The sequence below is a fragment of the Brevibacillus sp. B_LB10_24 genome (genome assembly GCF_046036945.1).
Lineage (GTDB): Bacteria > Bacillota > Bacilli > Brevibacillales > Brevibacillaceae > Brevibacillus_C.
Map to the genome: position 1 here is coordinate 146,488 of NZ_JBJQOQ010000001.1, position 26,429 is coordinate 172,916.

The following is a 26,429-nucleotide window of genomic DNA, read 5'->3' on the forward strand; positions in this document are numbered from 1 at the left end:
ACGCTCACTTAGTAAAACGACAACTTCTGCAATAATCTTACAGGCCGATGAAAAAAATCTGCAGCTGACCTCGCTCTCCAAGTATACGAACAGCCCTGTTTAGCAAAAGCTTAGCGTATCACGATGTTGGAGGTGCAGTCATGAGCGGTTTTGTCGTGAAATTGGTCGTGGCGCTGATTACAGTGTTTTTGGCAGATGTCGTGCTCCCAGGCATGTACTATCCGTCCATGTATCAAGATCTGCTGGTCGGTCTGCTGTTCGCTGTGGTCGGTTATTTTACCGAAGTGATGATCCTGAGGCGGGATACGATTTGGCTCAGTACCGCAATGGATTTTGTTATCGGGGCACTGCTCATCTACCTCAGCCAGTTCGTATTCATCGGCGCCCGTGTCACATTGGCAGCGGCGCTGATCACGGCATTGGCTATCGGCGTGTTGGAGCATCTGCAGCACATCTGGCTCGTCCAGACCGGCCGTGTGGAGAAGGAAAGAACATAGGTATAGTCAGGCGCCGGGGCGACATTCCCGGCGTTTTTCATTTTTCTTGTATCTTTTTGGCGGCAAGCTGCGTCATACCTCTTGAAAAGTACACTACATAGCGGAGGGTGCCGCCCATGAATGTCGTAAAAATAAAGCAATTGATTCTGTACTTCTGCATGTGTCTTCTGCTCGCAGCCGGATGGCAAATGGTCTTGCCGCCGCCTGCACACGCAGATACTGCAGTATCGCTGCAGGTGAGCGCCGGTTTCGGGGGCGAGTATAAAGATGCGGAGCTGATTCCGGTGCAGATCACCGTTACCAACAACGGGGCGGATATCGAGGGGGAGCTGGTCTTCACGGCTGACAACGATGATTCCGGCAATGCGGTCTACTACCAGCCCATCTCCATCGGAAAAGGATCGACGAAAAAAGTGACCATGATGATTCCGGGCAATGTCCAGCGAACCTCTTCCATTCGGCTGATGCAGGGCAAAACGGAGGTGGCCAAAGGGATTGTCGCAGGGAGCCGGTTTAACTCGGATACCGTATTTATCGGCATACTTGCATCCGAGCCTGATACGGCCAACTTTTTGGCAACGCTGCCGAAAAGTTCCTTCTCCCGACCGGTTCGGCCGGTCTGGCTGCAGGCGGAGGATCTTCCCAACGCCGTTTTGCCGCTGCAGATGATGGACGTGTTGGTTTTGAACAACTTCTCCACGGGCAGCCTCAATGTAGAGCAGGTACAGGCGATCAGAGACTGGACCAACCAGGGGGGCAGGCTCGTGTTGGCAGGAGGCGCCTACTGGGGCAAAACAAGCAGTGAACTGCGGGAGCTCTCACCGGTCAGCGTCGACGGGACAGCGGCCGTGCAGTCACTGGCCAGTCTGGTATCAGGCAAGCACAACAAACCGATTTCGCTGGAACATCCCTTTACCGTGAGTACGGGAACGGTGAAAGCGGGTCAAGTCCTCTATCAGGAAGGAAACATTCCCGTATTCGCCATGGCGGAAGCAAACAAGGGCAAGGTACTCTACGCCGCTTACGATCTGGCTGAAGAGCCGATGGCCAGTTGGCCGGGGAACAGTGAACTGTGGGCAGAACTGCTGGCAAAAGCGTTTGGTCAGACATCGAACAATTCGAAGTTTGACCCGTTTGGGAATTCCTATCAGCTGATCGATGCTTCTGAAAACATTCCGGGGCTGACAGCGCCAAACCTGACTTTTCTCAGCTTGTTTTTCGCAGGTTATATCCTGCTTGCCGGTCCGGTGCTCTTCCTGCTCTTTCGCGGCAAGAAGCGGCGCAGCTACTTGTGGGGCGTGGGGCCGGCTGCGGCAATCGCCATGTGTCTGGGAGTTTTTCTCTACGGGATCGCACAGCGCGGCACGGATGTCATTGTACATAATGTCAGCTATCTAGAGCTGACCGGCACAGGACAGGCAAGTGCGGCAACCGCAACGGCCATCTTCGTTCCGTCCGGCGGCGATTACGAGATGCGGGCCAAGAATGGAGAAATGATTCTGCCGAATCGCTGGTACTACAGGGGACTCACGTCGGGGACCACCCGGATCAACGTAACTCCCCAGCAAAGCAGCATTCATTTTGACGACGCGAGTTACTGGTCGATCAAGAGCGGGTTTACCAAAAAGATGATCAAGGATGCGGGGCGGATCGAATCCGACCTCATGTACCGCGATGGCAAGCTGGTCGGAACCGTGACCAATAAAACCAGCTATCCGCTGCGCGATGTGAAGCTTCTGAATGGACGCAACGTTCAGGATCTTGGCACGTTGGCTGTCGGAGCCTCCGCCGATGTCGAAATGAATTTTGAGGTGATGGCCCAGCCAAACCGGGACAGCTACCAGGCGAGAAAGGGGCTGCTTCCGTCGGAATTGCAGCAGCAAAAGCAATTTGACGCCACCCGGGAATTCAGCATGCTCGGCATGCTTGACGAAGACAGGGGAACCAATTTTTGGCGAACGCCGGTAAAAGTGATCGGCTGGACGGAGCAGCCCATTGCCGACGTGGAAATCATCGGAAAGCGCACCAAAGAGGCGAATCTGGCTTTGGTCAGCTCCAGCCTTGACGTGAAGCCATCGGCGGACGGTTACGTCTTTTACCCGGCGGGAACGTTTACTCCCGAGAAGACTTCAAGCCCGCCCCGCACCTATGAAAACGGCAGCGGTTACTACATGGGGGCGGGAGAGATCACGTTTGAATTTGACATCCAAAAAGAGCAGCAGCCGATCAATGTGACAAAGGTGTACCTGTACACATGGTCAGAAGATCGAACGAGCTTTGACAAAAAAGTGTACAACTGGAAAACGAATGCTTTTGACCCGTTTTCCGATGCGTTTGAAAATAATGCGCTGTCGGGCGACAAGCTGAAACAGTACGTCTCGTCCGCCGGAAAACTGCGGTTGATGCTCTCGCACAAGTACGAAGAAGACAGGCATATCGGGCTGCCGGAAATCAGCGTTGAAGGATGGGTGGCAAAGTAACATGATCCAGATAGAGAATCTGCGAAAACAATACGGAAAAATGCAGGCGTTGAAAGGACTCTCCTTGGAAATCGGCAAAGGGCAGGTGTTTGGATTCGTCGGCCCCAACGGTGCGGGAAAGTCGACGACGATGTTAATCCTTGCCACCCTGCTGGAACCGACCAGCGGCAAGGCGTACGTCGGAGGGTTTGACGTTGTCAAACAGCCGCGGGAGGTGCGCAAGCTGATCGGGTACATGCCGGACTTCTTCGGGGTATACGACAACGTGACTGCCGACGAGTACCTGGATTTTTACGCCTCCAACTACGATATACCGGCTGCCGAGCGGCGGGAGATCATCCCCAAGCTGCTGGAATTGGTCAGCCTGAGCCACAAGCGGGACGCGTACGTCGATTCCCTCTCGCGGGGGATGAAACAGCGTCTGGGCCTCGCCCGCAGCCTGGTGCACAATCCGGAAGTGCTGATCCTCGACGAACCGGCCTCAGGTCTGGATCCCCGCGCCCGGATCGAGCTGCGGGAAATCCTGAAGGAGCTGCGAGAGATGGGCAAGACGATTCTCATCAGTTCTCATATTCTGCCGGAGCTGGCGGAGATGTGCGACGTCATCGGCGTGATCGAAGGGGGAGAGATGATTGCCACCGGCAGCGTGGAGGAGATCAACGCCCGGATGCAGGGGCAAAAGCTGCTCAAACTCCGTTTGCTCGATCGCTGGGACGAAGCGGCCCAGCTCTTGCGCCAGATACCGCAGCTTACCAGTGTGACGAGAGAGGGGAACACGCTGGTCGCCGGCTTTACCGGAACGGACGACGAACAGGTAGAGCTGCTGCACCGGCTGGTCGAAGCCGGCCTGCCGTTGGCCTCTTTTGGCGAGGCGGAAGGAAACCTGGAAGAAATATTCTTGGAGATTACGAAAGGAGTAGGGTCATGAACCTCGTCAGGCACATGAGAAACCCCGTTTTGCTCAACGAACTGAAAGTGAGGATGCGCTCCAACCGGTCCGCGCTGGTCATTTCCTTGTACCTGCTGGTGCTGGGCGGGATTGCTTTCGCCTTTATTTACCTGCGGACGGGCTGGAATCAGCGGTTCGACCCGAACGGGACGCGGGACATCTTCCTGTTTTTGTCTGTCCTGCAGCTGGCGATGATCTGCATGTTTACTCCGGGTCTTACCTCGGGCGTGATCAGCGGCGAGCGCGAACGGCAGACGTTGAGCGTGCTGCTCACGACCAATCTGACGGCGACCAAGCTGATCATCGGCAAATGGCTGTCATCGCTCAGCTTTATGACCTACCTGGTCTTGGCCTCGCTTCCGTTGTACGCGATCGTCGTGCTGTTCGGGGGCGTATCTCCAGTGCAGCTCATTGAAGTGTTTGGCCTCTACCTGATTACGATGCTCGGGATTGGCAGCGTCGGCGTGCTCAGTTCGACCATCTTCAAGCGAACGGGGGTCTCTACCGTAGTTACGTACGGCCTCTTGTTTGCCTATACGGCTGGAACCTTCATGGCGTCAGAATTCATCCAGATGGTGATCGACCGGCAGCGCAGCCTGGCAGGCGTCACGGCAACGGCGCAGCCCTTTCCGATGTGGCCTGACCTGCTCATGAGCCTCAATCCTCTGGCGGCAATTCTGCGCGTCTTCGAGGTAGGGCCGCTTCCGCAGGCAGTTAGCCGGAGTACAGCCGGGAACGTCGTACCGCTGCCGATGGATCCCTACTGGATTTACGTTGCCTTCTTTGCCGTGCTGGCGGCGGTCGCGATCATCCTCGCCATCTACCTGATCAAGCCTGTCAGGCCGCGGCTTGGCAAGAGATAAGGAGTGAGGCCGGAGTGTTTGTACAGCGGAATGACAGGTTGTCCGCCTTGCTTGCGGCGATCCGCAAAAGGCTGTTTTGGCAGCGGCTGATCGGCACTCTCTGCCGTTTTCTCATAGCGGGACTGGCGGCAGGAATCCTGCTGCTGCTCGTCACAAGGGTGCTGCCGGTGACGCTGTACGGAAAAGAAATCGCCGCCTCTCTCGTGCTGGTGGCGCTGCTTGGCGGCTTGATTTTCGTCTGCTGCCGTCAGCCTGACCTGAGAGCAGCGGCGTCATTTGCCGACCGGCAGGGACTGTCGGAGCGGGTGCTGACCGCTTATCTCCAGCGGGATCACCCGTCGCCGCTGGCCGAGCTGCAGCGCTCCGATGCCGAGGAACGGCTGCAAAGGGCGCTGCCGCAGGTGCTGGCAGCCATCCGGATCTGGCGCATCCCAAACAGACAGATCTATGTGCTTGGCGCTCTGCTGCCGGTATGGCTGCTGCTCGCACTCGCCGCCAACCCGATGGACGAGACGGTGCGGGAGCGGATGAAACAGGCGGAGCAGGCAGCTCAGGCAGTAGAGCAAATCGATGAAGCGAGGCAGGACGCAGCGGACAACGACCAGTTGAATGAAGCGCAAAAAGCGAAGCTTGACGAGGTTTTTGAACAAGTGAAAAACGAGCTGAAAACTGCGGACAATCCCGAGCAGCAGGCGAATGCTCTGCAGTCGGCTGCGAAGATGCTGGAAAAAATGCAGGCAGATGAGCAGCAGGTCCTCTCTTCGCTGGAACAGCTGCAGCGGCAGCTGGCCCAGCAGGAACAGACGAAAGAGGCTGCCAACGCAATGAGGAAGCAGGATCAGGCCGCGATCGAGGCAGCTTTTCGAAGCATGGAGCGGGAGCTGGCAGAACTTACCGAGGAAGAGCGGGCGGAGCTTGCCGCTTATCTCCAGGAGGTAGCCGAGCAGCTCGCGCAAGCAGCCAGCGCCGCCCATTCCGAAGAAGCCGCCAAGATAGCGGAACAGCTCCGGCAGGCAGGGACAGCCCTGCAGAGCGGCAATATAGCCGATACGGTACATCAACTGCAGAACGGTTTTATGCAGGCGATGCAGCTTGCCGCGCAGACGAATTCGATGCTGGTCCAGGTATCGCAATCCCTGACCGGCGTTCAGCAATCGCAAATGGTATTCGCGGGCGCAGCCACAGCGGCTTCGGCTGCTGCCGGATCAGGCAGCGGTCAGGCGAGTTCCGCCCCTGCCGGACAGTCTGCAGGTGCGGGCGGCTCCCAGACGCAAGGAAGCGGCCAGGGCAGCGGCACTCAGGCAGGCCAAGGTGCGGGCAGAGGCGGTTCCGGCAGCAGCGGCAATCAACCTGGCGGCGGAGGCAGTGGCGGCCAGGGGTCAGGTTCCGGTTCGGGAGGTTCAGGAGGTTCGGGATCAGGCAAAGGCGGCGGTGCCGGTCTGGGCAGCGGCAGCCATGAGCTTGTCAGCGTGCCTGCCGAGCGAATCGCGGGCGAGGGCGGTCCGACGGAGACAGTCGGAGGCCCGCTCGGCGAAGGGGACAGCGAGACCCGTACGAGCGGGACGACGCAAGTCAGCGCCGGTGTGGTCCGGCCGTATGAGGAGGTCTACCGCCAGTACGAGCAGTTTACCCGGGAGAGCCTGGAGCGGCAGCAGATTCCCGAGGATTACAAGGAAATGGTAAGAGACTACTTTCAACGAATCGAGCCATAAATCTTACAGATAGGAGCCAAAAAACATGGTCAATGCACAGCAGCTGGAGATCTACCTGGAGCAAATCGGCCAGGTCAGGCAGGAGATCGGCAAAGTCATGGTCGGACAGCGTGACGTGATCGAACAGATGATGTGGGCCGTCTTCTCCGGCGGCCACGTCCTCCTGGAAGGGGTGCCGGGATTGGGGAAAACCCTGCTGGTCAAGACGCTGGCCGAAGCGTTTGAGCTCTCCTTTCAACGAATCCAGTTTACCCCCGACTTGATGCCGACCGATATTACCGGGACGAGCATTTTGCAGGTGGATGAGGCGGGCAGGCAGCATTTTCAGTTTCAACAGGGCCCTGTGTTTGCCCATGTCGTGCTCGCCGACGAAATTAACCGCGCGACGCCAAAAACCCAGAGTGCGCTTCTGGAGGCGATGCAGGAAGGCACGGTGTCCGCCGGCGGCGCTACCCGTCCGCTGCCCCGGCCATTTTTCGTCCTGGCGACGCAAAATCCATTGGAGCAGGAGGGGACATACCCGCTGCCGGAGGCGCAGTTGGACAGGTTCCTCTTGAAGATCGACGTGCCATTCCCGACCGAGGAAGAATTGCGCGAGATCGTTTTGCGCACGACAGGCGTATACGCTACTTCCGTAGAAAAAGTGGCGGACGGATCGCAGATCGAGAGCATTCAGCGGTGGATCCGGGAGATTCTCGTCGCCGAGGAAGTGCTTTCCTATGCTGTAAGACTGCTCCTCGCCACCCATCCCAGGGAAGGGGCTGTCGAACCGGTGCAAAAGTACGTCAAAGCCGGTGCGGGTCCGCGCGGGGTGCAGGGGATCATCGCCGCCGGCAAGGTGCGGGCCTTCATGGCCGGGCGGTTCAATCTCGCCTACGAGGATATTGACGCCGTCGCGCTGCCGGCACTGCGTCATCGCATTTTCTTGAATTTTGAGGGAGAAGCTTTGGGCATCCATCCCGACCAGATCATCCGCGAGGTTTTGGCATCCCTGGAGAGACCTGCATGATGGCAGAGACACCCGTACTGGATCCGTCGTTTTTGCATCGTCTGGAACGCCTGCGGCTCGCGGCCAAGCGAGCGATGCGGGGGACGCATGCGGGCAAGCGGCGCTCCCGCAACACGGGAAGCTCGCTTGAATTCGCCGATTACCGCGTCTATGCGCCAGGAGATGACTTGCGGCAGCTCGACTGGAACGCCTATGCCCGCTCCGGCAAGCTGTTTGTCAAAAAATTCCTCGACGAGCAAGAAGTACATATCTCCCTCTATATCGACTGCAGCAAGTCGATGACGTACGGGGAGCCGAGCAAGTTTCAGCGGGCGGTTCAACTGGCGGCTGCCCTTGGCTACCTCTCTCTCCATCACCTGGACTACGTCTCCGTCTACGCGTTTACGGATCGCATCCAGTCGTCGCTCTTGTCTCTGCACGGCAAGGGAGGGGTGCATCAGCTGTTTTCATTCCTGGCTTCTTTGGAGCCGATGGGCGCAGGGAACATCAACGAAGCGCTGCGGTCGGGCCGTGCCGTACAGGGAAAGCCCGGCATTTCCATCGTCCTGTCCGATTTTCTGTTCCCGTCCGGATACGAGCAGGGGATTGGCTTTGTTCAAGCAGCCAGGCAAGAGGTGGCACTGGTCCAGCTGTTGACCGGAGAGGAGCGCCGCCCCGGCTACGAAGGCGGACTTCGCCTGATCGACAGCGAGACCCAGGAGCAGAGGGAGATCTCGTTTACTCCTGTGCTGCTGGCTGAGTACCGCCGGGCGGTAGAGGCGTTTCAGACGAAGCTGGCGTCGTACGCCCACCGCCGCGGCATGCATTACTTTGACGTGGAACCGGAGCTGCCGGTCGAACAGGTCGTGCTTCACCTGTTCCGGCAGTCCGGGTTGATTCGCTGAAGGGAGGAGAACGCGCGTGCAGTGGCTGTCGCCGCACTACCTTGGCTTTGCTTTGATTATCCCTGCCATTCTGCTGCTGTACCTCCTGAAGCGGAAGTATGAAAACCGAGAGGTAGCCAGTATTCTTTTGTGGCAGCAAATGCTCACTGAACTCGAGGTCAGCCGGCCGTTTCAGAAGCTTAGACAAAATCTGCTTTTGTTCCTGCAGCTTCTGGCTGCGCTGCTGATCGTCTTGGCGCTGCTGCAGCCAGCGTGGCCGACTGAAGACGGGGCCATCGCCCGGCATACGGTGCTCGTGCTGGACTCATCTGGAAGCATGCTGGCCCGCGAAGGGGAGTTTACCCGTTTTGAGTCAGCCAAGCAGGAAGCGAAAAAAGTCATCGAAAAGCTGGGTCCCGATCAATCCATTACCCTGATCGAAGCGGGCAAAGTGCCAAAAGTGCTCCTGTCTGACAGCTCCGACCAGACTGCCCTGCAGGATGCGCTCGATGCGGTCACCGTCCGCCCGGGAACAGCTGACAGCCGGGCTGCCTTGTCCTTGGCAAAGGCGATCGCTTCCGCAGAACCGGACAGCGGCATCATCTGGATCGGCGACGGCGGAGGGGAGGAGATACCAGCCGCCGAATCAGACGCCATCAACCTCCAATCTTTTCGCTTCGTTCAGGCGGGTACTGCAGCAGAAAACGTCGCCATCGGGACGTTTGCCACCCAGAAAACAGCACAGGGGGCAGACGGTCTGCTGCGCATCGACAATTACGGTGCGAAAGAGAAGAAAGGCAAAGTGACGATTTACGATGTGAACCAGCAGCTCCTCGATGCTGCTCCATTTGAATTAGCCCCGCACGGCAGCCATTCCGCCGTCTTTCACAGCCTGCCTGCAAGCCCGGCCTACCGCGCTGTGATCGACGTCGAACAGGACGGTTTGCAGGAAGACAACGAGCTGTGGAGCGTCCCCTACCTCGCGGAAAAAGGCAGGTCCGCGCTCGTATCCCCCGGGGGGAACCGTTTTTTGTACGAGGTGCTGAAGATCGGCGGCAGGTTTGACGTGGAACAGTTGAACACTGCTGAGGCGGCTGCGGCCAATCCTGCCGACGTCTGGGTGTTTGACGGCGTAGTCCCGGATAAGCTGCCCGAAGGCAACGTGCTGCTGATCAATCCCGACCGGGCAGTACATTGGCTTCCATATAAAGGAAAGCAGCAGGTCGCCAGCGGCTGGGACGTTCTGGATCAAGCAAGCCCCCTGCTGCAGCACGTCGACTGGAGTCAGGTTCACGTGGACAGCATTGCTCGATTGGGACAGCTGGCAGGGATGCGCGGACTGATCCGCACGGGTGAAGACAACGCCGTGCTGGCCGGAACGATCGACGGCAGAAGGGTGGTCATCATCGCTTTTGACCTGCACCAATCCGATCTTGTGCTGCGTCCCGCTTTCCCCATTTTCATGCAAAATGCACTGACGTGGCTGTCGCCAGTGCAGTCGCTGCCGATCGGCGGCGGCCATCCCGGCGAGCCGTTGGAAATCCCCCTCACACCCGGCGCTGTGAAAAGGGTGCTGACGCTGCCGGATGGCACGTCTGAGGTGCTGTCTGCACAGGGGACCTCATTTGTCTACGCCGTACCGGAGCAGGTAGGGCTATACCGGCTGGAGGAGCAGCAGGGCGAAGGGAAGCTGACGCGGTACTTTTCGGTACAGATGAGGGAAGCCGAATCTCAGATCGCCCCGCGGAGGATGCACGTCGCTGCGGGTCAAGCACAGGCAGAACAAAGCGAGCAGGCGCCGCAAGCGGCCGGCAGCTACCAGGATCTGACGTTCTGGCTTGTCCTCCTCGCCCTCATCATTGTCTTTGCGGAATGGAGGGTGTACCAACGTGGGTATTAGTTTTTTGCGGCCGATGTACCTGCTGCTGCTGTTTTTGGCCCTGTTTGCGGTGATCTGGTGGTGGCGCGGGCAGAAAAACATGCAAAAGCAGCGGCGGCTGTTCATCGCTTCGATTCGCACGCTTGTTTTTGCCTGCCTGATCCTCGCATTGGCGGGCACCCAGCTGCTCTATTCGGTCAAGGCTGAGACCGTTGTCTTTGTCGTCGACCGCTCCGCCTCGATGAAGGACGACAGCAGGCTGGTTCCTTTTTTGCGCGAAGCAGTGGCACACAAACAAGAAGTTGACCCGTACGGCATTGTCGCCGTGGGGCAGACGGCAGGAGTCGAACAGCCGCTGACGACGAGAAGCGAATTGACGTCGCTCGGCGTGGAGGTAGGGGCACATGCGACCAACCTGGCGGAAGGAATCCGGCTGGCGGCGGGGATGATCCCGAGCGGGGCCCGGGGCAAAATCGTCCTGCTCTCCGACGGGCTCGCCACCCATGGCGACGCTGAGGCGGAGCTTGCGCTGGCCAAATCGCGAGGGATTGCCTTTGAAGCCGTCTCCTTGCAGCAGCCGCCCGGCGACGAGGTCGTGCTGTCATCCGTTCGCATTCCCGACCAGCTCTACCTCGGGGAAGAATTCCAGATCAAAGTGGACGTCGAGAGTACCGTGGCCACCCGGGCGCTGCTCCGCCTGTATGCAGGAAATCAGCAGATCGGCGTCCAGCAGGTGGCGATTGAAAAAGGGCAAAACCACTTCCTGTTTTCCCAGCGGGCGGGGAGCGAAGGCTTTCAGCGCTACCGGGCGGAGATCCTCCCGGAGAGCGATACGGTTTTGGCCAACAACCAGGCGTACGCCTTCACCCAGGTTGCCGGGGCTGCCCGGGTGCTGCTGATCGAAGGCCATCCCGGCGCGGCCAAAAACCTGGCCAGTGCGCTGGAAGCAGGCGGCATGCGTGTCGATGTCAAGGAGCCGGCGCTGCTGCCGCAGGAATTGGACGGATATAAAGCGTACGCGTCGATCGTCCTGGCTGATGTAGCCGCGACCCAGGTAAAGGAACCGGACATGGTTCGGCTTCGCACGGCAGTGTCAGATTTGGGCATCGGCCTGGTCATGACGGGAGGGGCGGACAGTTTCGGTCTCGGCGGCTGGTTCAAGACACCGATCGAGGAGGCGCTGCCTGTCTACATGGACCTGCGGGGCAAAGAAAAACTGCCTTCGCTGGGCCTTGTCCTCGTGATCGACAAATCAGGCAGCATGGATGCCGGAATGGGCGGGTACAACAAAATGGAATTGGCCAAGGAAGCTGCCATCCGCTCGACAGAGATGTTGAATGAGAAGGATCAGATCGGCGTCGTCGCCTTTGACGGCGAACCGTGGGTGGTCCTCGAACCCCAAGCGGTAACCGATCTGCCAAAGATTCAGGAGCAAATCGGCAGAATCTACGCGGACGGAGGGACCGACATCTTCCCGGCGCTCGAGACCGCTTATGAGCAGGTGAAAGCTCTGCCGACGCAGCGAAAACACGTGATCCTGCTGACAGACGGCCAGTCCGGGCGCGATGACGACTACGAAGGCCTGCTGGGACAAATGGCAAAAGAAGGGATCACGGTGTCGACTGTGGCGGTTGGCGACGACGCCGACACTTATCTGCTCGAAGACATTGCCACGATGGGCAAGGGGCGGTTTTACTTCGCCAACGACCCCTCCGCGATTCCGCAGATTTTCAGCAAAGAGACTGCGCTGGCCAGCAAGACGTTCATCGTGGAAAAACCGCAGATTCCCGCGCTTGCCGGGGGCCGGGACTGGCCGGTGCTGCGGTCGGGAGTACCGCCGATCCACGCCTACGTGGCAACGACGGTCAAGCAGACGGCCGAGCAGGTGTTGGTCAGCGCCGACTCTGATCCGATCCTGGCCAGGTGGCAGTACGGGCTGGGCCGCACGGTGGCATGGACGAGCGATCTGGAAGGGAAGTGGGCACCTGACTGGATTACCTGGGCAGGCAGCAGCCCGCTGTGGAGCGACATCGTAGGCTGGACATTTCCGCAGATCGCGAGCGGGGAATGGAGAACCGAGACGAAGCAGGATGGTTCTCGCGGCATTGTCACCGTCACCCTCCCGGAAGGGGCCGAGATGCCCCAGGAGATGGAAGCGGTCGTCGTAAATCACAAGCTGGAGCGGGAGAAGGTTCCGTTAAAGCCGATCGCACCCGGCAAGCTGCAGGGAGAATTTGCTGCCGCCGATCCGGGCACGTACCTGCTGCAAGTGATGAAGCTGCAAGGCGGGAAGATCGCCTCCAGCCAGACCGCCGGACTTGCCATCCCGTATTCCCCCGAATACGGTCTCAGGCAGGACGGAGAAGAGCGGCTGCAAGAGCTCGTCCGGGCCGCAGACGGGGCGTTGATCGACGATCCGGCATCCGTCTTCAGCGGAAAACTTCCGAAAAAGTGGGAGCGTCAACCGATTTCCGAGCTGCTGCTGGTCTTGGCGGCCATCCTCTGGCCGCTGGATGTCGCCGCCCGGCGCCTGCAGCTTCCCGAGCAGTGGTGGCAAAGAGCGGTTCGCATCGTGCGGTTAGACAAAGCGAGAGGCACTGTGCCTGCTCCGGTCTCTGCATCATCTCCGCCGCCTGCGGGAAGCAGCAAATCGCCATCTGCCGCCCCGAGGGATACCGGGATTGACCCCAACCGGCCGCAAGCACAAAAGGCTGAGCGTGCCGCAGGGCAGAAAACGAGACAGACGACGCCTGCCGAACGAAACACGGAAGCTTTCAACCGCCTGTTGGAAGCGAAGAAGCGAAAGCAAAAATAACGCATGGGGCAGCTGTGCAGGCAGTTGCCCCTTCGCTTTCTGTCAGATAGGATGGAGAGTGTAGATGAAAATCAAACAGGTTTGTTTCACAGGGAGGGGTGGCTCATTTGTTTTTGCGCAGCGTAACTCTTCTAAAAGAAAAAATCACAAATGACAAAGCGTATCCGTTCTCCATTTCGGCCATAAGGGAAATGGATACGCTGGATTTCGCCAACGGAGTAACATTTTTTGTAGGGGAAAACGGCTCAGGAAAGTCTACCCTGCTGGAGGCAATTGCGTACCAGTGTGGATTTCATACGGCAGGCGGTGGAAAAAATAACTATTACGAGGTGGATTCATCGCAAGCTGCATTGGGAGAGTATATACGCCTCTCTTGGCTGCCAAAAGTGACGCAGGGCTTCTTTTTGCGGGCGGAAAGCTTTTATCATTTTGCCTCCTATCTCGATCAGTTGGCCAAGGAAGACCCTTCTTTCAACTACCGGGGGTACGGCGGAAGGTCGCTGCACGAACAGTCCCATGGAGAGTCCTTTCTGTCGCTTTTTTTAAATCGATTTAGCGGCAGAGGCATCTACCTGTTGGACGAACCTGAGGCGGCGTTGTCACCCGCGCGTCAGCTTGTCTTTTTACGACTGATGCATCAATTGGCCAGTGGCGGAAAAGCCCAATTTATCGTCGCGACCCATTCGCCGATTCTTCTGGGGTATCCGGGCGCAAAGATTTTCAGTTTTGATTCCGACATCATCGAAAGCGTCAGGTATGAGGACACCGAGCATTACCAAATAACCAAAGGATTTCTGAACAGGACGGAGAAGTTTTTAGTGGATTTGTTTCGCGACGACGAGTAGTGAAAACATGATGGAGGCTGTAAGCAAAGCGATGGGCGGTGATGAATGGATGGAGAATTGCAAAGCAGAGCAGAAGTGCTAGTTTTTGCTGCAACAGCGACGGAGGGAGATACGATGAATAACGAAGGAAACAGCGAATTCATGACAGTACAAGAAATCATAAACGAGGTAGCAAAAAATCTGGAAGGTGTGCCGGGCATTGTCGGGATCGTTTTGGGCGGATCCAGGGCAAGAGGGACACATCGGCCAACATCTGACATTGATATCGGCATCTATTATGATGAAACAGCCGGTTTCGACGTGAGGAAATTGGAGCCCATCGCTGCTCAATTGGATGATGAGCACAGAGAGGGCTTGATATCCTCTTTAGGAGGATGGGGACCGTGGGTCAATGGCGGCGGATGGCTGGTGATGCAGGGATATCATGTCGACTTTATCTTTCGCGATATACACAGGGTCCGCCGGGTGATTGACGATTGTTTGGCGGGTGCTGTATCAGCTCATTATCACGCTGGCCATCCCCACGCTTATCTGAACGCGATGTACATGGGCGAAGCAGCCATTTGCAGAATCATAACCGATCCGACCAATCAAATTGCCCAATTAAAAGCGAAAACGGTACCGTACCCCAAACCGCTGCAGGATGAGATCATCCGATATTTTCTGTTCGAAGCCTCTTTCTCTCTCATGTTCGCCGAAGCGAACACGGATAAGGATGACATTTCCTATGTGTCAGGGTGCTGTTTTCGAACCATCTCCTGTTTGAATCAAGTCCTGTTTGCCAAGAATGAAGAATACTGTATCAATGAGAAAAAAGCAGTAGCGACGGCAGATGGATTTCCTGTCAAACCGCAAGACTACAAGAAAAGAATCGATAAGATCGTGACATTGATCTCTTCCGACGATGACAAGACAAGGGAGGGAGTACAGATACTTCGCGAACTTGTCTCAGAAACGAAAGAAATTGCATCAGATGCGGGACTTCTCAAGGGCAGGTAAGCCAAACGCCAAGGGTAGAAGCAGCAGAATTGAAATAGGGGGTGGGAGTATAGTATAATAAAAGAAAAGGAGGCGAGCCGCATGAGCGTAGAAATGGAGATGCCGGATCAAGCGATGGATCAAGACGAGGGCTGCTGCTCACACGAAGAGCCCGTCCGAAAGAGCCATCATTCGGATAAAGTAAAAAACAGTTTGATCAACCGCTTGAATCGAATTGAAGGCCAGGTGCGCGGCATCAAGGGACTCATTGAAAAGGATACCTATTGTGATGACGTTTTAAATCAAATCGCCTCCGTTCAATCAGCTTTAAACGGCGTTGGGAAGCTCTTGCTGGAGCATCATCTGAAAAGCTGCGTCATCGAGCGAATCCAGGAAGGCGATACGGACGTGCTGACAGAACTGATGACTACGATGAATAAATTGATCAAATAACGAACACATAGAGCGGGAAGCAGCAGGTATGCTGCTTTTTTCTATTGGATATAAAATAGGGTACAGGGCTATAGTAAAAAGGGGCTGATTACGCCACTTGCGGGTCAACGATCAACCTACAGTCCATCCGGAAAAAGAATGGAGCGATCCAGCCATGCAGCAGAGAACGATCCTCATCACAAGTATACTGGCTTTCGGTTTGTTGTCCGCATGCGACAAAGAGAGCCAGGCGGTCCAGGTGCCCGGACAGGAGGCGCTACATAGTCAGGCAAGCGCTGCCGGGCAGACCGGCAGCCACGGCGGGCACAGCGGCCGCGGCGGCGGGCGGCAGAGCGCGGGAGACAACTTCAAAGCCTCGTTTACGTTCGCCAACGGAGGGGCAACAGCAAATCAAACAGCAGAGATGACCATCCAAATCACCGATAAAGCCGGTAAGCCGGTACGGGATTTTGAGGTCAATCACGAGAAATTGCTTCATCTCATCATCGTCAATCACGATCAGTCGTTCTTCCGCCACATCCATCCCGAATACCGGGGAAACGGCAAATTTACGGTCGTGACTTCCTTTCCGGCAGGCGGGAAGTACAAAGTATTTGCGGACTTTACTCCGGCTGGCGGCGCCGGCACGACACAGAGCCAATGGATACAGGTAGAAGGCAAAGAAGGGGAGCATACTCCGATCACAGCCGACCCGAAGCTGGTAAAAGAGGCGGACGGCAAGGAAATTGAGCTGTCCCTCAGCAGTACAAAAGCGAGTGACGACGTTACGCTGACGTATTCGTTTCGCGACGCCAGGACCAAGCGGGGCATAGACGACCTGGAACCTTATTTGGGTGCTGTCGGCCACGTGGTAATCTTATCGGCCGATGCGGAGCAGTACCTGCATGTTCACCCGCAAAACGAGCAAACAACCGGACCGCTGGCACAGTTCATGACAGCATTTCCGCGAAGCGGCACCTACAAGATTTGGGGGCAGTTTCAACATCGCGGAGAAGTCATCACCGTCCCCTTTGTCGTCGATGTGAAATAAATAATGCGCAAACTGCTCATGCCCGACTACTCCTGCACGTATGAAATGGCGACCCCGGCAGAACTGGACGGGAAAGTGCGCTCAAGACCAGGAGGCCCGGTTTCTGCTCGTGGTCTTTACGTAGGGTCGTGAAACAACTCGTCAAGCATGGCATCCCGGTTTTCCAAAAAGCGCCTGGTAAGCTGGTAGTGAAGCGTATTCTCGTACGATATCTCCTGGATGGGGGCTGCGTCAAAATTCAGGATTTGGGCACCGGGATAGGCCAATAGGATCGGGGAGTGGGTCGCAATATTCCTCCCATCATTTCAGTGCAAGCAAAAAGGAAGCCGGTTCTCCTTCCCAGGAAATCCGGCTCCTGTCATTCGGGCAAGCTCAGTGTTTTTTATCCTGTCCTTGCTGCTGGTCGCTGTTGTCATCGCCCCGGCTGACGATCGTCAGCTGCTTTTCCAGATCCCTGATCTTTTTTGCGTCCTGGATGATCTGATACATCTGCAAAAAGGTGGCTTTTTGCCCTTCCGGAACTCCTTTGATCCGGACCATCATCTCCTGCGGTCCCTGCCCCCCGTTCTGGTTTTGACCGCTGCCGCCGAGTCCGAAGAGATCTTCAATCCCGGAAGAATCGCCGCCATCGTTCTGTCCGCCGTCCTGCCCGCTGTCCTGTCCGTTGTCCTGGTCATCCTGCTGATCTTCACCGTCCTGACCGCGGCCGTGCTTTCGCTCTTCTTCAAATAATATGTTGAATTCATTGAGGTCCGTTTGCACGATTCCAATCACGTTCATTGACCAATCTCCTTTAGTCGGTCTTATGGCTTCCCATATCTCCAATCTTAGTATGGACTTCCTCGGTCCTCCTATTCGCTCACATTTGCGCCAGGCCGGATTCGCAGTTTTTTGACCAGGGATTCATCCGGTGTGACGTAAAGCGTGCGCTGCTGCTCGTAGATACAAAATCCCGGTTTGGCCCCGGACGGTTTTTTTACGTGCTTGACCAATGTATAGTCCACCGGTACCTGGCTGCCGTGCTTGGCCTTGCTGAAAAAAGCGGCCAGGTTGGCCGCCTCCCGGAGCGTCTGCTCCGAGTATTCGCGGGCGCGGATGACGACGTGCGATCCGGGGATGTCCTTTGTATGCAGCCATGTATCGTGGGCATGGGCCAGCTTGTTGGTGAGATAGTCATTTTGTTTGTTGTTTTTGCCGACCAGGATCGGGATGCCTTCGCTCGAGAAGTAGGTTTCCAGCTCAGGCCGGTCCGCTTGTTTCTTGCGCGGGCCTTTTTTGCCCCGATAGCGAACGTAGCCCTGTTCCGTCAGTTCCTCGCGAATCTCCTCGGCTTCCGCGACCGAGGCGTGTTCCAGCTGGACCAGCAGGCCGTCCAGATAGGTGATCTCTTCCTGGGCCAGCCGCTGTTGTTCTTGGACGATCTGGACGCTGTTCTTTGCTTTGTTGTACCGCTTGTAGTACGCTTGCAGATTTTCTGAAGGTGTTTTCAGCGGGTCGAGCGGAATGGAGACGGTTCCCCCCGCTTCGTCGTACCAGTTTACGGCGACCAGTTCGGTATCGCCGCGCCTCATTTGGTGCATGTTGGCGGTAATCAGCTCGCCGTACAGGCGGAAGCGTTCCGCTTCCTGTGCATCGTCCAGCGTTTGCTGCAGTTTTTCCAGCTTCTTTTCGTTTTTTTGTTTTTCCGTCGTGACGATCCGGATCAGGTCGTGCACCTTTTGCTTCACCGTGTCCCGCAGGGCTTTTTCCTGGTAAAACTCCTGCAGGCAGCCGCTGACCGATTCAAAGCCGGTCGATTCTCCGTTCAAATGAGTCAGTTCCACCACGGAAAAGGCAGCCCGGTCGCTCGTCAGCACGATCGTGGGCGCATAGTCGTGAAGCCTGATCTGCCGGAATAGAGTGGAAAAGGCTTGCCACAGCGCCTCGCGTGTAGGCAGCCCGGCCCGGTGGACGATTTCCCTGCCCAAGAGAGGGCTGATTCCGCTGAAGGCGTCGACGATCTGTCTGTCCAGCTTGCCCGCGTTCCACTGCAGCGCCTGCAAAAAGTCTTGTTCCGTCGCCGCCAGCGGATTCTTTTTATGCTGTTCCGGCGGGACTGTGTAGGTTCGGCCGGGGAGAACCTGGCGATACTGGCTGATGGCATGCGTGACGTGGTGAATGCCGTCCAGGATGGTGCCGCTGCCTGGATCGACGAGGATGATGTTGCTGTGGCGTCCCATGATCTCGACGATCAGGCGCCTGTGGGCCGTGTCTCCCAATTCGTCACGGGTCTTTACGTCTATGTGGACGATCCGTTCGGTGTCTACCTGGCTGATCGCTTCGATCCTCCCTCCCTCGCAGTGCTTTCGCAGCAGCATGCAAAACATGGGAGCGATCTGCGGATTGACGAACTCCTCGCTGGTAAGGTGCAGCCTCGGGTAGGTGGGGTTGGCGGACAGGAGCAGTTTGACGCTGCCTTCCTGAGCGCGAACCGTAAGGACGATGTCGCTTGTATGGGGTTGATGTATGCGGGTTATGCGGCCGCCGACGAGCATTTGCAGTTCGTGGACGACGGCGCGAGTGACGATTCCGTCAAACGCCATATGGGTTCACCTCTATCGGACACGCTGCGCGTTTTCCTGTTAGTGTAACACACCGGAGGGAGTCTCGCTAAGCACTTCTGCGCCGCGGGCTGGCCGAGTTGACACTGGCAAGCTTTGTCTTCTATAATAATATAATGATTTTAAGAGGCTTTTACCAAGGCTCTGGATGTGAAATCCATGATCAGAAGTATGACAGGATACGGCCGGCAAGAGGAACAGCGGGGGGACATGCACCTAGCTGTAGAGCTGAGGTCCGTCAATCACCGCTATGGCGAAGTGATTGTTCGCATGCCCCGGACCTGGGCGGTGCTGGAGGATCGAATCAAGCAGCAAATCGCCGAGCAGGTCTACCGCGGCCGCGTGGAGGCCGTCATTACCATAGAAAAACGGGCGGGGCAATCCGGCGGACTGTCGCTTGATTGGGAGTTGGCCGAACAGTACGTCCAGATGGCCCGTCAATTGCAGCTGCAGTTTTCACTCAAACAGCCCTTGGAAGTAACGGACTTGCTCAGGCTGCCCGGCATCATCCGGCAGGAGCAGGAAGTGGAGCTGACAGCGGAGGAACTGGCGGAGAGTCTGCTGCCGCTGGTGACCCGGGCGACCGTCGATCTGGTGGTCATGAGACAGACCGAGGGCGAGAAGCTGCAGCGTGACTTGTTGGAGCGCTTGATGCGCATTGCCGATTGGAACAGGGAGATTGGGCAGCTGGCTCCATCCGTCAAAGACGAATATGTGAAACGGTTGGAGCAGCGCATTTCCGAATTGTCGCGCGAGGCAGCCTTTCCGTTTGATCAGCAGCGCGTCATCCAGGAGGCAGCCCTCTTTGCCGAACGCGTCGACATCTCCGAAGAGACGACAAGACTCGGCAGCCACTGCGCGCAGTTTTCCGAGCTGCTCGGGGGTACGGGGGCGGTAGGACGCAAGCTTGACTTCTTGTTGCAGGAAATGAATCGGGAAGCCAATACGATCGGTTCAAAAGCGAATTACTTACCTATTCAACGCCTCACTGTTGAGATCAAGACCGAGCTGGAAAAAATGAGAGAGCAGGTTCAAAACATCGAGTGAGGAAAGAAGGGGAGGCTGTCAGCATGGCCATTAAGTTGATCAATATCGGTTTTGGGAACATTGTAAACGCGAATCGAATTATTTCTATCGTCAGTCCGGAGTCAGCTCCCATCAAACGGATTATCCAGGAGGCGCGCGACCGCAGCATGCTGGTCGACGCGACCTATGGACGGCGCACACGCGCGGTAATCATTACGGACAGCGATCACGTCATCCTGTCGGCTGTGCAGCCTGAGACAGTAGCGCAGAGGCTGAGCGCCAAAGACGACGAATCCGACGAATAAAGAGATCATCAGTCCGAAGAGGAGCAGCCTTTTTGGACCGCCTTACAGGGAGTTGAACAAATGAGCATGGATTTTGACAATGGCCTCCTTCTGGTTCTGTCCGGGCCTTCAGGGGTAGGCAAGGGAACGGTCTGCGCCGCCCTGCGAAAGAGAATGCCGGATCTGGTGTACTCCGTATCTGCGACGACGCGATCACCCCGAGTGGGCGAAGTAGACGGGGTGAATTACTTTTTTAAGACCAAAGACGAATTTGTCCGCATGATCGAGCACGACGAATTGTTGGAGTGGGCCGAGTACTCCGGCAATTACTATGGAACACCGCGCCAGTTCGTCGAAGAAACGCTGGCGGGCGGCCGCGACGTGATTCTGGAGATCGAAGTTCAGGGTGCCATGCAGGTCAAGGAGAAGTTTCCCCAAGGGATCTTTCTCTTCCTCGCACCGCCCGATCTGCAGGAGCTGCAAAACCGCATCGTCGGACGCGGCACCGAAACGGAAGACTCGATCAAGAGCAGGATGAGCATTGCCCGCACAGAGATTGAAATGATGGACAACTACGATTACGTCGTAGTCAATGATCGGATCGAATCCGCATGCCGGAGCATCGAGGCGATCATCACTGCCGAACACCTGAAAAAAGAGCGGCAAATCAACAAATATCGCAAATGGCTCAAGGAGGACTAGATGTCATGCTGTATCCTTCGATAGACAAATTGATGGAAAAAGTAGATAGCAAATACGTGCTGGTGACGGTTGCGGCAAAGCGCGCCCGCCGGTTAAGGGAGACCCATCAGACGCAGCTGGAAAAACCGAAGTCGAGCAAATACGTCGGTCAGGCTTTAGAGGAGCTGTTTTCCGACAGGCTGATCTACGAGAATAGCAGTACACGCAAGTAAACAACCTCACCGCAGGTTGTTTTTTTTCAGTGCCTTTTCCTGCAGAAGTTTCCTTACATAAAGCGGTAAAGCAGATTTGGATTGAGAGGAGAACATGCCATGCAGTCTTTGACCGGAAAAACCATTGTTTTGGGCGTTACCGGAGGGATTGCCGCCTATAAGGCTGCGGCGCTGACCAGCAAGCTGACACAGGCGGGAGCTCGCGTCTACGTCATCATGACCGAAAATGCCCGCAAGTTTGTCGGGCCGATTACGTTCCAGGCGCTTTCCCATCTGCCCGTCTATACGGATACGTTTGACGAACCTGACCCGAATGTGATCGCCCACATCGATTTGGCCGACAGGGCCGACCTGGTCATTGTCGCTCCGGCCACAGCCAATCTGATCGGCAAGCTGGCGAACGGCATTGCGGATGACATGCTGTCAACCGTCCTGCTGGCGACGAAGGCCCCGGTGATGATCGCTCCGGCGATGAATGTCAACATGTATGACCATCCTGCTGTCCAGCGGAACTTGCGGCGGTTGGCTGAGGACGGGTACCGCTTTATCGAGCCGGGCGTCGGCCTTTTGGCCTGCGGCTGGGTCGGCAAAGGCAGAATGGCTGAACCGGAAGAGATTCTGGAGACGGCAGCTGCGTTTTTTGCCCAGGAAGAGATGGGACAAAGAGACGCGGCCCAGCGGGACTTGGCTGGCAAGCGGATTCTCATTACGGCCGGGCCGACCCGGGAGAAGATCGATCCGGTGCGCTACATCTCCAATCATTCGTCGGGAAAGATGGGCTACGCCATCGCCGAGGCGGCGAGAGACCGCGGCGCCGAGGTGGTGCTGGTCAGCGGCCCGACCGCTCTGCCGCGGCCGGAGGGGGTTGTGTTCGTTCCGGTCGAATCGGTGCAGGAGATGTACGATGCGGTGTTTGCCGCGCTGGGTGAGAGCGATATTGTCATCAAAGCGGCAGCGGTTTCCGACTACCGGCCAAAGACTTCCTATGACCACAAGCTGAAGAAGCAGGACGGCGAGCTGACCCTCGAGCTGGAGAGGGCCCCGGATATTTTGGCTGCGGTGGGACAGGCCAAAACAGGTCAGTTCGTCGTGGGATTTGCCGCCGAGACCCGGGATCTGCTGCGCTACGCCCAAGAGAAGCTGGAGCGGAAAAATCTTGATATGATCGTGGCCAACAACGTATTGGAGGAAGGTGCCGGAATGGGCAAAGATACCAATATCGTTACGATTCTAACCAGAGACCACGATAAGTTGACCCTGCCGATCATGAGCAAACGGGATGTCGCGGACAAACTGCTGGATGCCGTGCTGGCCAAAATATCGGGCGAATCCCTGACCGACTCATGAACAGGGTTGCACAGGTCGTCGTTGACGTCCCTGTCTCCCGCACCAACCGTCCGTTTGACTACCTGATCCCGGAATGGCTCATGCCCTTGGCCGAAGTAGGCAGCCGGGTGATTGTACCGTTCGGGCCGCGCAAGCTGCAAGGCTTTATCGTCGGCATCAGCGAGCTGTCTTCCAGCGCTGCTGACGGGCGAAAGCTGCGGGAAATCGCCGAGGTGATGGACGACCGGCCGCCGCTCACGGAAGAACTGCTGCAACTTGCCGAGTGGATGAGCCGTCAATACCTGTGTCCGTGGATTACGGCCATCCAGGCGATGCTGCCGTCTGTACTGAAGGGGAAGGCCGAGAAGCATTTGCGCGCGGCAGAAGGGCTGACTGATGCGGTCAGCCGGCAGTTTGCTCTGCTGGGGTATTTGTCGCAGCAGAAGACCTTGTCGCTTGCAGAAGCGGAAAAGCGATTTCCCGAAGAGTACCCCTTGCTGCCCGGCTGGATTAAAGCGGGCTGGGTGGAGACGGAGTATCATGTAAAGGACAAGGTTACCAGCAAGCATGTCACTTACGCCAAGCTGGTCCTGTCCGAGGGGGAGCTGGAAGAGGCAGTCCGGTCGCTGCCGCAGCGGGCCGAGCGGATGAGACAGATGATCGCCCTGCTCGCACAGAGGGGGGAGCCGCTTGCCGTGTCTCGGCTGCTGGAGCTGACCGGCGCGTCGCGATCCGTTTTAACGAGCCTGGAGAAAAAGGGCTGGGTCGGCATCTGGCAGCAGGAGGTTTTTCGCGACCCATACGCCGATAGAGCGTTTTCCCAACCGGTTCGGCACGTGTTGACGCCGCTGCAGCAGCAAAGTCTCGCAGCGATCACCGAAACTCTCGACGCTGGGAAGTTCGGTGCATTTCTCATCCATGGGGTGACCGGCAGCGGGAAGACCGAAGTGTACATGGCCGCCATCGAACACGCTCTTGGACAGGGCAAGGAAGCGATTTTCCTCGTTCCGGAGATCTCCCTGACTCCGCAGATGGTAGAGCGGTTCAAATCCCGCTTTGGCGATCTGGTGGCTGTCCTGCACAGCGCGCTGTCTGCCGGGGAGCGCTATGACGAGTGGCGCAAAATCCACCGGCAAGAAGTCAAGGTGGTGGTCGGAGCCCGCTCGGCGGTGTTTGCGCCGTTTCAGCGGCTGGGGCTGATCGTCATCGACGAAGAGCACGAAGGCTCCTACAAGCAGGAAGAGACGCCGCGCTACCACGCCCGCGATGTGGCGATGTGGCGGGCCAGACAGGCCGGCGGCGCGCTGATCCTGGGCAGCGCCACGCCCGCGTTGGAAACGTACGCGCTGGCGTCACGCGGACGGTACCAGCTGCTTACTATGAAAGAGAGGGTGGGAAGCCACCCTCTGCCGCCCGTTCACGTGGTGGATATGCGGGAGGAACTTCGCTCAGACAACCGCTCGATGTTCAGCCGGACGCTGTTCCAGATGATTGCCCAGCGGCTGGAAAAGCAGGAGCAGATCGTCTTGTTTCTCAACCGGCGCGGGTTTTCCACCTTCGTCATGTGCCGGTCGTGCGGCTACACGCTCTCTTGTCCGCACTGCGACATCTCGCTTACCTACCACCGGACCAACCATACGGCCCGCTGCCATTACTGCGGGTACACGATCCGCCAGCCGGACCACTGCCCGGAATGTCAAAGTCCGCACATTCGCTTTTTTGGCACGGGTACGCAGAAAATCGAAGCGGAGCTGGCAGGGTTGTTTCCGGGGGTTCGCGTGATCCGCATGGATGTCGATACGACTTCTCGAAAAGGAGCGCATGAAGCCTTGCTGACCAAGTTTCGCACCGGGCAGGGGGATATATTGCTGGGTACGCAGATGATTGCCAAGGGGCTGGACTTTCCCCGGGTCACGCTGGTCGGTGTCATCGCCGCCGATACGTCCCTTCACCTGCCGGATTTTCGGGCGGCGGAAAAGACGTTTCAACTGCTCACCCAAGTAGGCGGACGGGCGGGGAGGCACGATTTGGCCGGCGATGTGGTGATCCAGACCTACACGCCGGAACACTACAGCATTCAGTACGCCAGCCGGCACGATTACGAAGCGTTTTTTCAGACGGAAATGAAGCTCCGCAAACAGAGCGGCTACCCGCCGTACTACCGCCTGGTGCTGATCACGTTTTCGCACGAAGATGTGCCGGTGGTGATTCGAGCGGCAGAGATGTACGCCGACTACCTGCGTCCGAGAATGGCCCAAAGTACGGTGCTGCTCGGGCCTGTAGCCTCGTCAATCGCCCGGATCAAAGATAGATTTCGCTTTCAACTCATGATAAAATATCGTGATGAGCCTAAATTGACAGAGCTGTTGGCGCAGACGACCGCTCATTTTGACGACTGGATGAAACAACATCAGGTGTTGGCGACGATTGACGTCGACCCGCAGATGTTACTATAGGAGGAAACTAAAGATGGCCATTCGGACAATTGTGAAACACCCTGATCCGATCCTGCGGGAAAAATCGAAAGAAGTGACCAAATTTAACGCCAATCTCCACAAGCTGCTGGACGATATGGCAGAAACCATGTACGAAAATGACGGAGTAGGCCTTGCCGCACCCCAGATCGGAATCTTGAAGCGGGCGATCGTCATGGACTGCGGCGACGGGCTGATCGAAGTCGTCAATCCGGAAATTGTCGAGCACAAGGGCGAGCAGAAAGAAAACTATCCGGAAGGCTGCCTCAGCATTCCCGGACTGCGCGGTGACGTGCGACGCCACAAGTGGGTAAAGCTGCGCGGCCAGGATCGCAACGGCAATCCGTTCGAGATGGAGGCAGAGGATTTGCTCTCCCGCTGCGCCCAGCACGAAATCGACCATCTCAATGGCGTGCTCTTCATCGATATTGCTGATCGCGTCTATCCGATTTCCAAAGATGAGGAAGGGGAATAACGGTTGAGCGGCATACGTATATTGTTCATGGGAACGCCGGACTTCGCCGTAGCCAGCCTGGAGGCGCTGATTCAAGCGGGTTACGACGTGATCGGCGTCGTGACGCAGCCTGACCGGCCGGTTGGCCGCAAACAGGTCATGACGCCGCCGCCCGTGAAGGTGGCGGCGCAGCGGCACGGATTAGCAATCTTTCAGCCGGAAAAGATAAAGACACCGGAAGCGCTGGAAACAGTCTTGGCCCTTCAGCCGGATTTAATCGTGACGGCGGCCTACGGCCAAATCCTGCCCAAGGCCTTGCTCGACAGCCCTCGCTTGGGCTGCATCAACGTGCACGCCTCGCTGCTGCCCAAATACCGAGGCGGTGCGCCGATTCACAAGGCCATCATCTCCGGGGAGGCCGAGACCGGCGTGACGATTATGTACATGGTCGAGGCGCTCGACGCCGGCGACATGATCGCGAAGGTGTCGGTGCCGATCGACGAGCGGGATACGGTTGGATCACTTCACGATAAATTGGCGGCAGCAGGTGCCGGACTTCTGGTCATCACGCTGCCCAAACTGGAGGCGGGCAGCATCGCTGCAGAACCGCAGAACCATGGGGAAGCGACGTTCGCTCCAACCTTGAAGCGCGCTGACGAGCAGATCGACTGGCAAAAGTCCGCGGAAGCGGTCTACAATCTCGTACGCGGACTGAATCCGTGGCCGGTTGCCTTTACGACACTGGAAGGGAAAGTTTGGAAAGTCTGGTGGGTGGAAAAAGTAGAAACAACAGGCGCTCTTGCTGAGCCGGGAACGGTGATCGCCCGCGAGTCGGACGGGCTGGTCATCGCCTGCGGCCAAGGCAGCGTAAAACTGACAGAGCTTCAACCGGAAGGCAAAAAACGAATGAGCGCGCATGATTTCCTGCGCGGAGCAGGTTCTTCGATTCCGGTCGGTGTCAGGTTAGGAGAAGACTGA

Annotated in this window: 23 protein-coding genes and 1 pseudogene; 21 read left to right on the forward strand and 3 right to left on the reverse strand. The window is 57.2% G+C overall.

Features of this window, described 5'->3' with window-relative positions:
* Nucleotides 1-140 precede the first annotated feature (140 nt).
* The 13 genes from ACI7RC_RS00745 to ACI7RC_RS00805 all read left to right on the forward strand — a co-directional run bounded on the left by ACI7RC_RS00745 (nt 141) and on the right by ACI7RC_RS00805 (nt 16,373).
* Nucleotides 141-497 (forward strand): DUF2512 family protein, encoded by a 357-nt coding sequence (locus ACI7RC_RS00745; RefSeq protein ID WP_408106307.1) that lies wholly within the window; start codon nt 141-143, stop codon nt 495-497.
* A 116-nt stretch (nt 498-613) separates the two neighbouring features.
* On the forward strand, nt 614-2,977 hold the full coding sequence (locus ACI7RC_RS00750) for a DUF7408 domain-containing protein (protein ID WP_408106308.1): 2,364 nt from the start codon (nt 614-616) through the stop codon (nt 2,975-2,977).
* Between the two features lies 1 nt (nt 2,978).
* Nucleotides 2,979-3,905 carry an ABC transporter ATP-binding protein gene (locus tag ACI7RC_RS00755; protein WP_408106309.1) on the forward strand — a complete coding sequence of 309 codons (927 nt, stop codon included), beginning with the start codon at nt 2,979-2,981 and terminating at the stop codon, nt 3,903-3,905.
* Nucleotides 3,902-4,789 carry an ABC transporter permease gene (locus tag ACI7RC_RS00760; RefSeq protein ID WP_408106310.1) on the forward strand — a complete coding sequence of 296 codons (888 nt, stop codon included), beginning with the start codon at nt 3,902-3,904 and terminating at the stop codon, nt 4,787-4,789. The genes ACI7RC_RS00755 and ACI7RC_RS00760 overlap by 4 nt, the downstream gene beginning before the upstream one ends.
* Before the next feature lie 14 nt (nt 4,790-4,803).
* Nucleotides 4,804-6,501, forward strand: a complete 1,698-nt coding sequence (locus ACI7RC_RS00765) for a hypothetical protein (RefSeq protein ID WP_408106311.1) — start codon at nt 4,804-4,806, stop codon at nt 6,499-6,501.
* Between the two features lie 25 nt (nt 6,502-6,526).
* Complete coding sequence (locus ACI7RC_RS00770; protein WP_408106312.1) at nt 6,527-7,510, forward strand: AAA family ATPase; 984 nt, start codon at nt 6,527-6,529, stop codon at nt 7,508-7,510.
* Nucleotides 7,507-8,394, forward strand: a complete 888-nt coding sequence (locus ACI7RC_RS00775; RefSeq protein WP_408106313.1) for a DUF58 domain-containing protein — start codon at nt 7,507-7,509, stop codon at nt 8,392-8,394. The genes ACI7RC_RS00770 and ACI7RC_RS00775 overlap by 4 nt, the downstream gene beginning before the upstream one ends.
* A 16-nt stretch (nt 8,395-8,410) precedes the next feature.
* Nucleotides 8,411-10,273 (forward strand): vWA domain-containing protein, encoded by a 1,863-nt coding sequence (locus ACI7RC_RS00780; protein WP_408106314.1) that lies wholly within the window; start codon nt 8,411-8,413, stop codon nt 10,271-10,273.
* The gene (locus ACI7RC_RS00785; RefSeq protein WP_408106315.1) at nt 10,263-13,067 is read left to right on the forward strand and encodes a VWA domain-containing protein; all 2,805 of its coding nucleotides are present in this window, start codon (nt 10,263-10,265) and stop codon (nt 13,065-13,067) included. Before ACI7RC_RS00780 ends, ACI7RC_RS00785 begins: the two co-directional genes overlap by 11 nt.
* 107 nt (nt 13,068-13,174) lie before the next feature.
* The gene (locus ACI7RC_RS00790) at nt 13,175-13,912 is read left to right on the forward strand and encodes an AAA family ATPase (protein ID WP_408106705.1); all 738 of its coding nucleotides are present in this window, start codon (nt 13,175-13,177) and stop codon (nt 13,910-13,912) included.
* A 141-nt stretch (nt 13,913-14,053) separates the two neighbouring features.
* On the forward strand, nt 14,054-14,911 hold the full coding sequence (locus tag ACI7RC_RS00795) for a nucleotidyltransferase domain-containing protein (RefSeq protein WP_408106706.1): 858 nt from the start codon (nt 14,054-14,056) through the stop codon (nt 14,909-14,911).
* A gap of 114 nt (nt 14,912-15,025) precedes the next feature.
* Nucleotides 15,026-15,343, forward strand: a complete 318-nt coding sequence (locus ACI7RC_RS00800; RefSeq protein ID WP_408106707.1) for a metal-sensitive transcriptional regulator — start codon at nt 15,026-15,028, stop codon at nt 15,341-15,343.
* A gap of 154 nt (nt 15,344-15,497) precedes the next feature.
* A complete protein-coding gene (locus tag ACI7RC_RS00805; RefSeq protein WP_408106316.1) occupies nt 15,498-16,373 on the forward strand; it encodes a hypothetical protein in 876 nt (291 codons plus the stop codon).
* Between the two features lie 116 nt (nt 16,374-16,489).
* Here ACI7RC_RS00805 and ACI7RC_RS00810 read toward each other — a convergent pair.
* The 3 genes and pseudogenes from ACI7RC_RS00810 to ACI7RC_RS00820 form a co-directional block, all read right to left on the reverse strand.
* Nucleotides 16,490-16,663, reverse strand: a pseudogene (locus ACI7RC_RS00810) (AAA family ATPase); the annotation flags it as partial.
* A gap of 82 nt (nt 16,664-16,745) precedes the next feature.
* Complete coding sequence (locus tag ACI7RC_RS00815; protein ID WP_408106317.1) at nt 16,746-17,153, reverse strand: hypothetical protein; 408 nt, start codon at nt 17,151-17,153, stop codon at nt 16,746-16,748.
* A 71-nt stretch (nt 17,154-17,224) separates the two neighbouring features.
* Entirely contained in the window at nt 17,225-18,955 is a 1,731-nt protein-coding gene (locus ACI7RC_RS00820) for an Rqc2 family fibronectin-binding protein (protein ID WP_408106318.1), read from the reverse strand.
* Nucleotides 18,956-19,132: 177 nt separating this feature from the next.
* On the opposite strand from ACI7RC_RS00820, the gene ACI7RC_RS00825 reads away from it, so the two are divergent.
* The 8 genes from ACI7RC_RS00825 (at nt 19,133) to fmt (ending at nt 26,429) form a co-directional block, all read left to right on the forward strand.
* A complete protein-coding gene (locus ACI7RC_RS00825; protein WP_408106319.1) occupies nt 19,133-20,020 on the forward strand; it encodes a YicC/YloC family endoribonuclease in 888 nt (295 codons plus the stop codon).
* A gap of 23 nt (nt 20,021-20,043) precedes the next feature.
* Complete coding sequence (remA, locus tag ACI7RC_RS00830; protein ID WP_408106320.1) at nt 20,044-20,304, forward strand: extracellular matrix/biofilm regulator RemA; 261 nt, start codon at nt 20,044-20,046, stop codon at nt 20,302-20,304.
* Nucleotides 20,305-20,364: 60 nt separating this feature from the next.
* Nucleotides 20,365-20,985, forward strand: a complete 621-nt coding sequence (gene gmk / locus ACI7RC_RS00835; RefSeq protein WP_408106321.1) for a guanylate kinase — start codon at nt 20,365-20,367, stop codon at nt 20,983-20,985.
* Nucleotides 20,986-20,990: 5 nt separating this feature from the next.
* A complete protein-coding gene (rpoZ, locus tag ACI7RC_RS00840; protein WP_408106322.1) occupies nt 20,991-21,197 on the forward strand; it encodes a DNA-directed RNA polymerase subunit omega in 207 nt (68 codons plus the stop codon).
* Nucleotides 21,198-21,296: 99 nt separating this feature from the next.
* On the forward strand, nt 21,297-22,544 hold the full coding sequence (coaBC, locus tag ACI7RC_RS00845; protein ID WP_408106323.1) for a bifunctional phosphopantothenoylcysteine decarboxylase/phosphopantothenate--cysteine ligase CoaBC: 1,248 nt from the start codon (nt 21,297-21,299) through the stop codon (nt 22,542-22,544).
* Nucleotides 22,541-24,979: a primosomal protein N' gene (gene priA, locus ACI7RC_RS00850; RefSeq protein ID WP_408106324.1), complete on the forward strand. Its 2,439-nt coding sequence runs from the start codon at nt 22,541-22,543 to the stop codon at nt 24,977-24,979. Before coaBC ends, priA begins: the two co-directional genes overlap by 4 nt.
* Before the next feature lie 13 nt (nt 24,980-24,992).
* A complete protein-coding gene (def, locus tag ACI7RC_RS00855; RefSeq protein ID WP_408106325.1) occupies nt 24,993-25,472 on the forward strand; it encodes a peptide deformylase in 480 nt (159 codons plus the stop codon).
* Nucleotides 25,473-25,475: 3 nt separating this feature from the next.
* Nucleotides 25,476-26,429, forward strand: coding sequence for a methionyl-tRNA formyltransferase (gene fmt, locus ACI7RC_RS00860; RefSeq protein WP_408106326.1), 954 nt, complete (start codon nt 25,476-25,478; stop codon nt 26,427-26,429).

Excerpts from the sequence above, each read along its gene's own strand:
- ACI7RC_RS00755 (WP_408106309.1), top strand. The coding sequence starts at position 2,979 with ATGATCCAGATAGAGAATCTGCGAAAACAATACGGAAAAATGCAGGCG.
- def (WP_408106325.1), top strand. The coding sequence starts at position 24,993 with ATGGCCATTCGGACAATTGTGAAACACCCTGATCCGATCCTGCGGGAA.
- priA (WP_408106324.1), top strand. The coding sequence starts at position 22,541 with ATGAACAGGGTTGCACAGGTCGTCGTTGACGTCCCTGTCTCCCGCACC.
- ACI7RC_RS00750 (WP_408106308.1), top strand. The coding sequence starts at position 614 with ATGAATGTCGTAAAAATAAAGCAATTGATTCTGTACTTCTGCATGTGT.
- rpoZ (WP_408106322.1), top strand. The coding sequence starts at position 20,991 with ATGCTGTATCCTTCGATAGACAAATTGATGGAAAAAGTAGATAGCAAA.
- ACI7RC_RS00825 (WP_408106319.1), top strand. The coding sequence starts at position 19,133 with ATGATCAGAAGTATGACAGGATACGGCCGGCAAGAGGAACAGCGGGGG.
- ACI7RC_RS00760 (WP_408106310.1), top strand. The coding sequence starts at position 3,902 with ATGAACCTCGTCAGGCACATGAGAAACCCCGTTTTGCTCAACGAACTG.
- ACI7RC_RS00800 (WP_408106707.1), top strand. The coding sequence starts at position 15,026 with ATGGATCAAGACGAGGGCTGCTGCTCACACGAAGAGCCCGTCCGAAAG.
- ACI7RC_RS00820 (WP_408106318.1), bottom strand. The coding sequence starts at position 18,955 with ATGGCGTTTGACGGAATCGTCACTCGCGCCGTCGTCCACGAACTGCAA.
- ACI7RC_RS00795 (WP_408106706.1), top strand. The coding sequence starts at position 14,054 with ATGACAGTACAAGAAATCATAAACGAGGTAGCAAAAAATCTGGAAGGT.
- ACI7RC_RS00815 (WP_408106317.1), bottom strand. The coding sequence starts at position 17,153 with ATGAACGTGATTGGAATCGTGCAAACGGACCTCAATGAATTCAACATA.
- ACI7RC_RS00745 (WP_408106307.1), top strand. The coding sequence starts at position 141 with ATGAGCGGTTTTGTCGTGAAATTGGTCGTGGCGCTGATTACAGTGTTT.
- ACI7RC_RS00775 (WP_408106313.1), top strand. The coding sequence starts at position 7,507 with ATGATGGCAGAGACACCCGTACTGGATCCGTCGTTTTTGCATCGTCTG.
- coaBC (WP_408106323.1), top strand. The coding sequence starts at position 21,297 with ATGCAGTCTTTGACCGGAAAAACCATTGTTTTGGGCGTTACCGGAGGG.
- ACI7RC_RS00805 (WP_408106316.1), top strand. The coding sequence starts at position 15,498 with ATGCAGCAGAGAACGATCCTCATCACAAGTATACTGGCTTTCGGTTTG.
- gmk (WP_408106321.1), top strand. The coding sequence starts at position 20,365 with ATGAGCATGGATTTTGACAATGGCCTCCTTCTGGTTCTGTCCGGGCCT.
- ACI7RC_RS00770 (WP_408106312.1), top strand. The coding sequence starts at position 6,527 with ATGGTCAATGCACAGCAGCTGGAGATCTACCTGGAGCAAATCGGCCAG.
- remA (WP_408106320.1), top strand. The coding sequence starts at position 20,044 with ATGGCCATTAAGTTGATCAATATCGGTTTTGGGAACATTGTAAACGCG.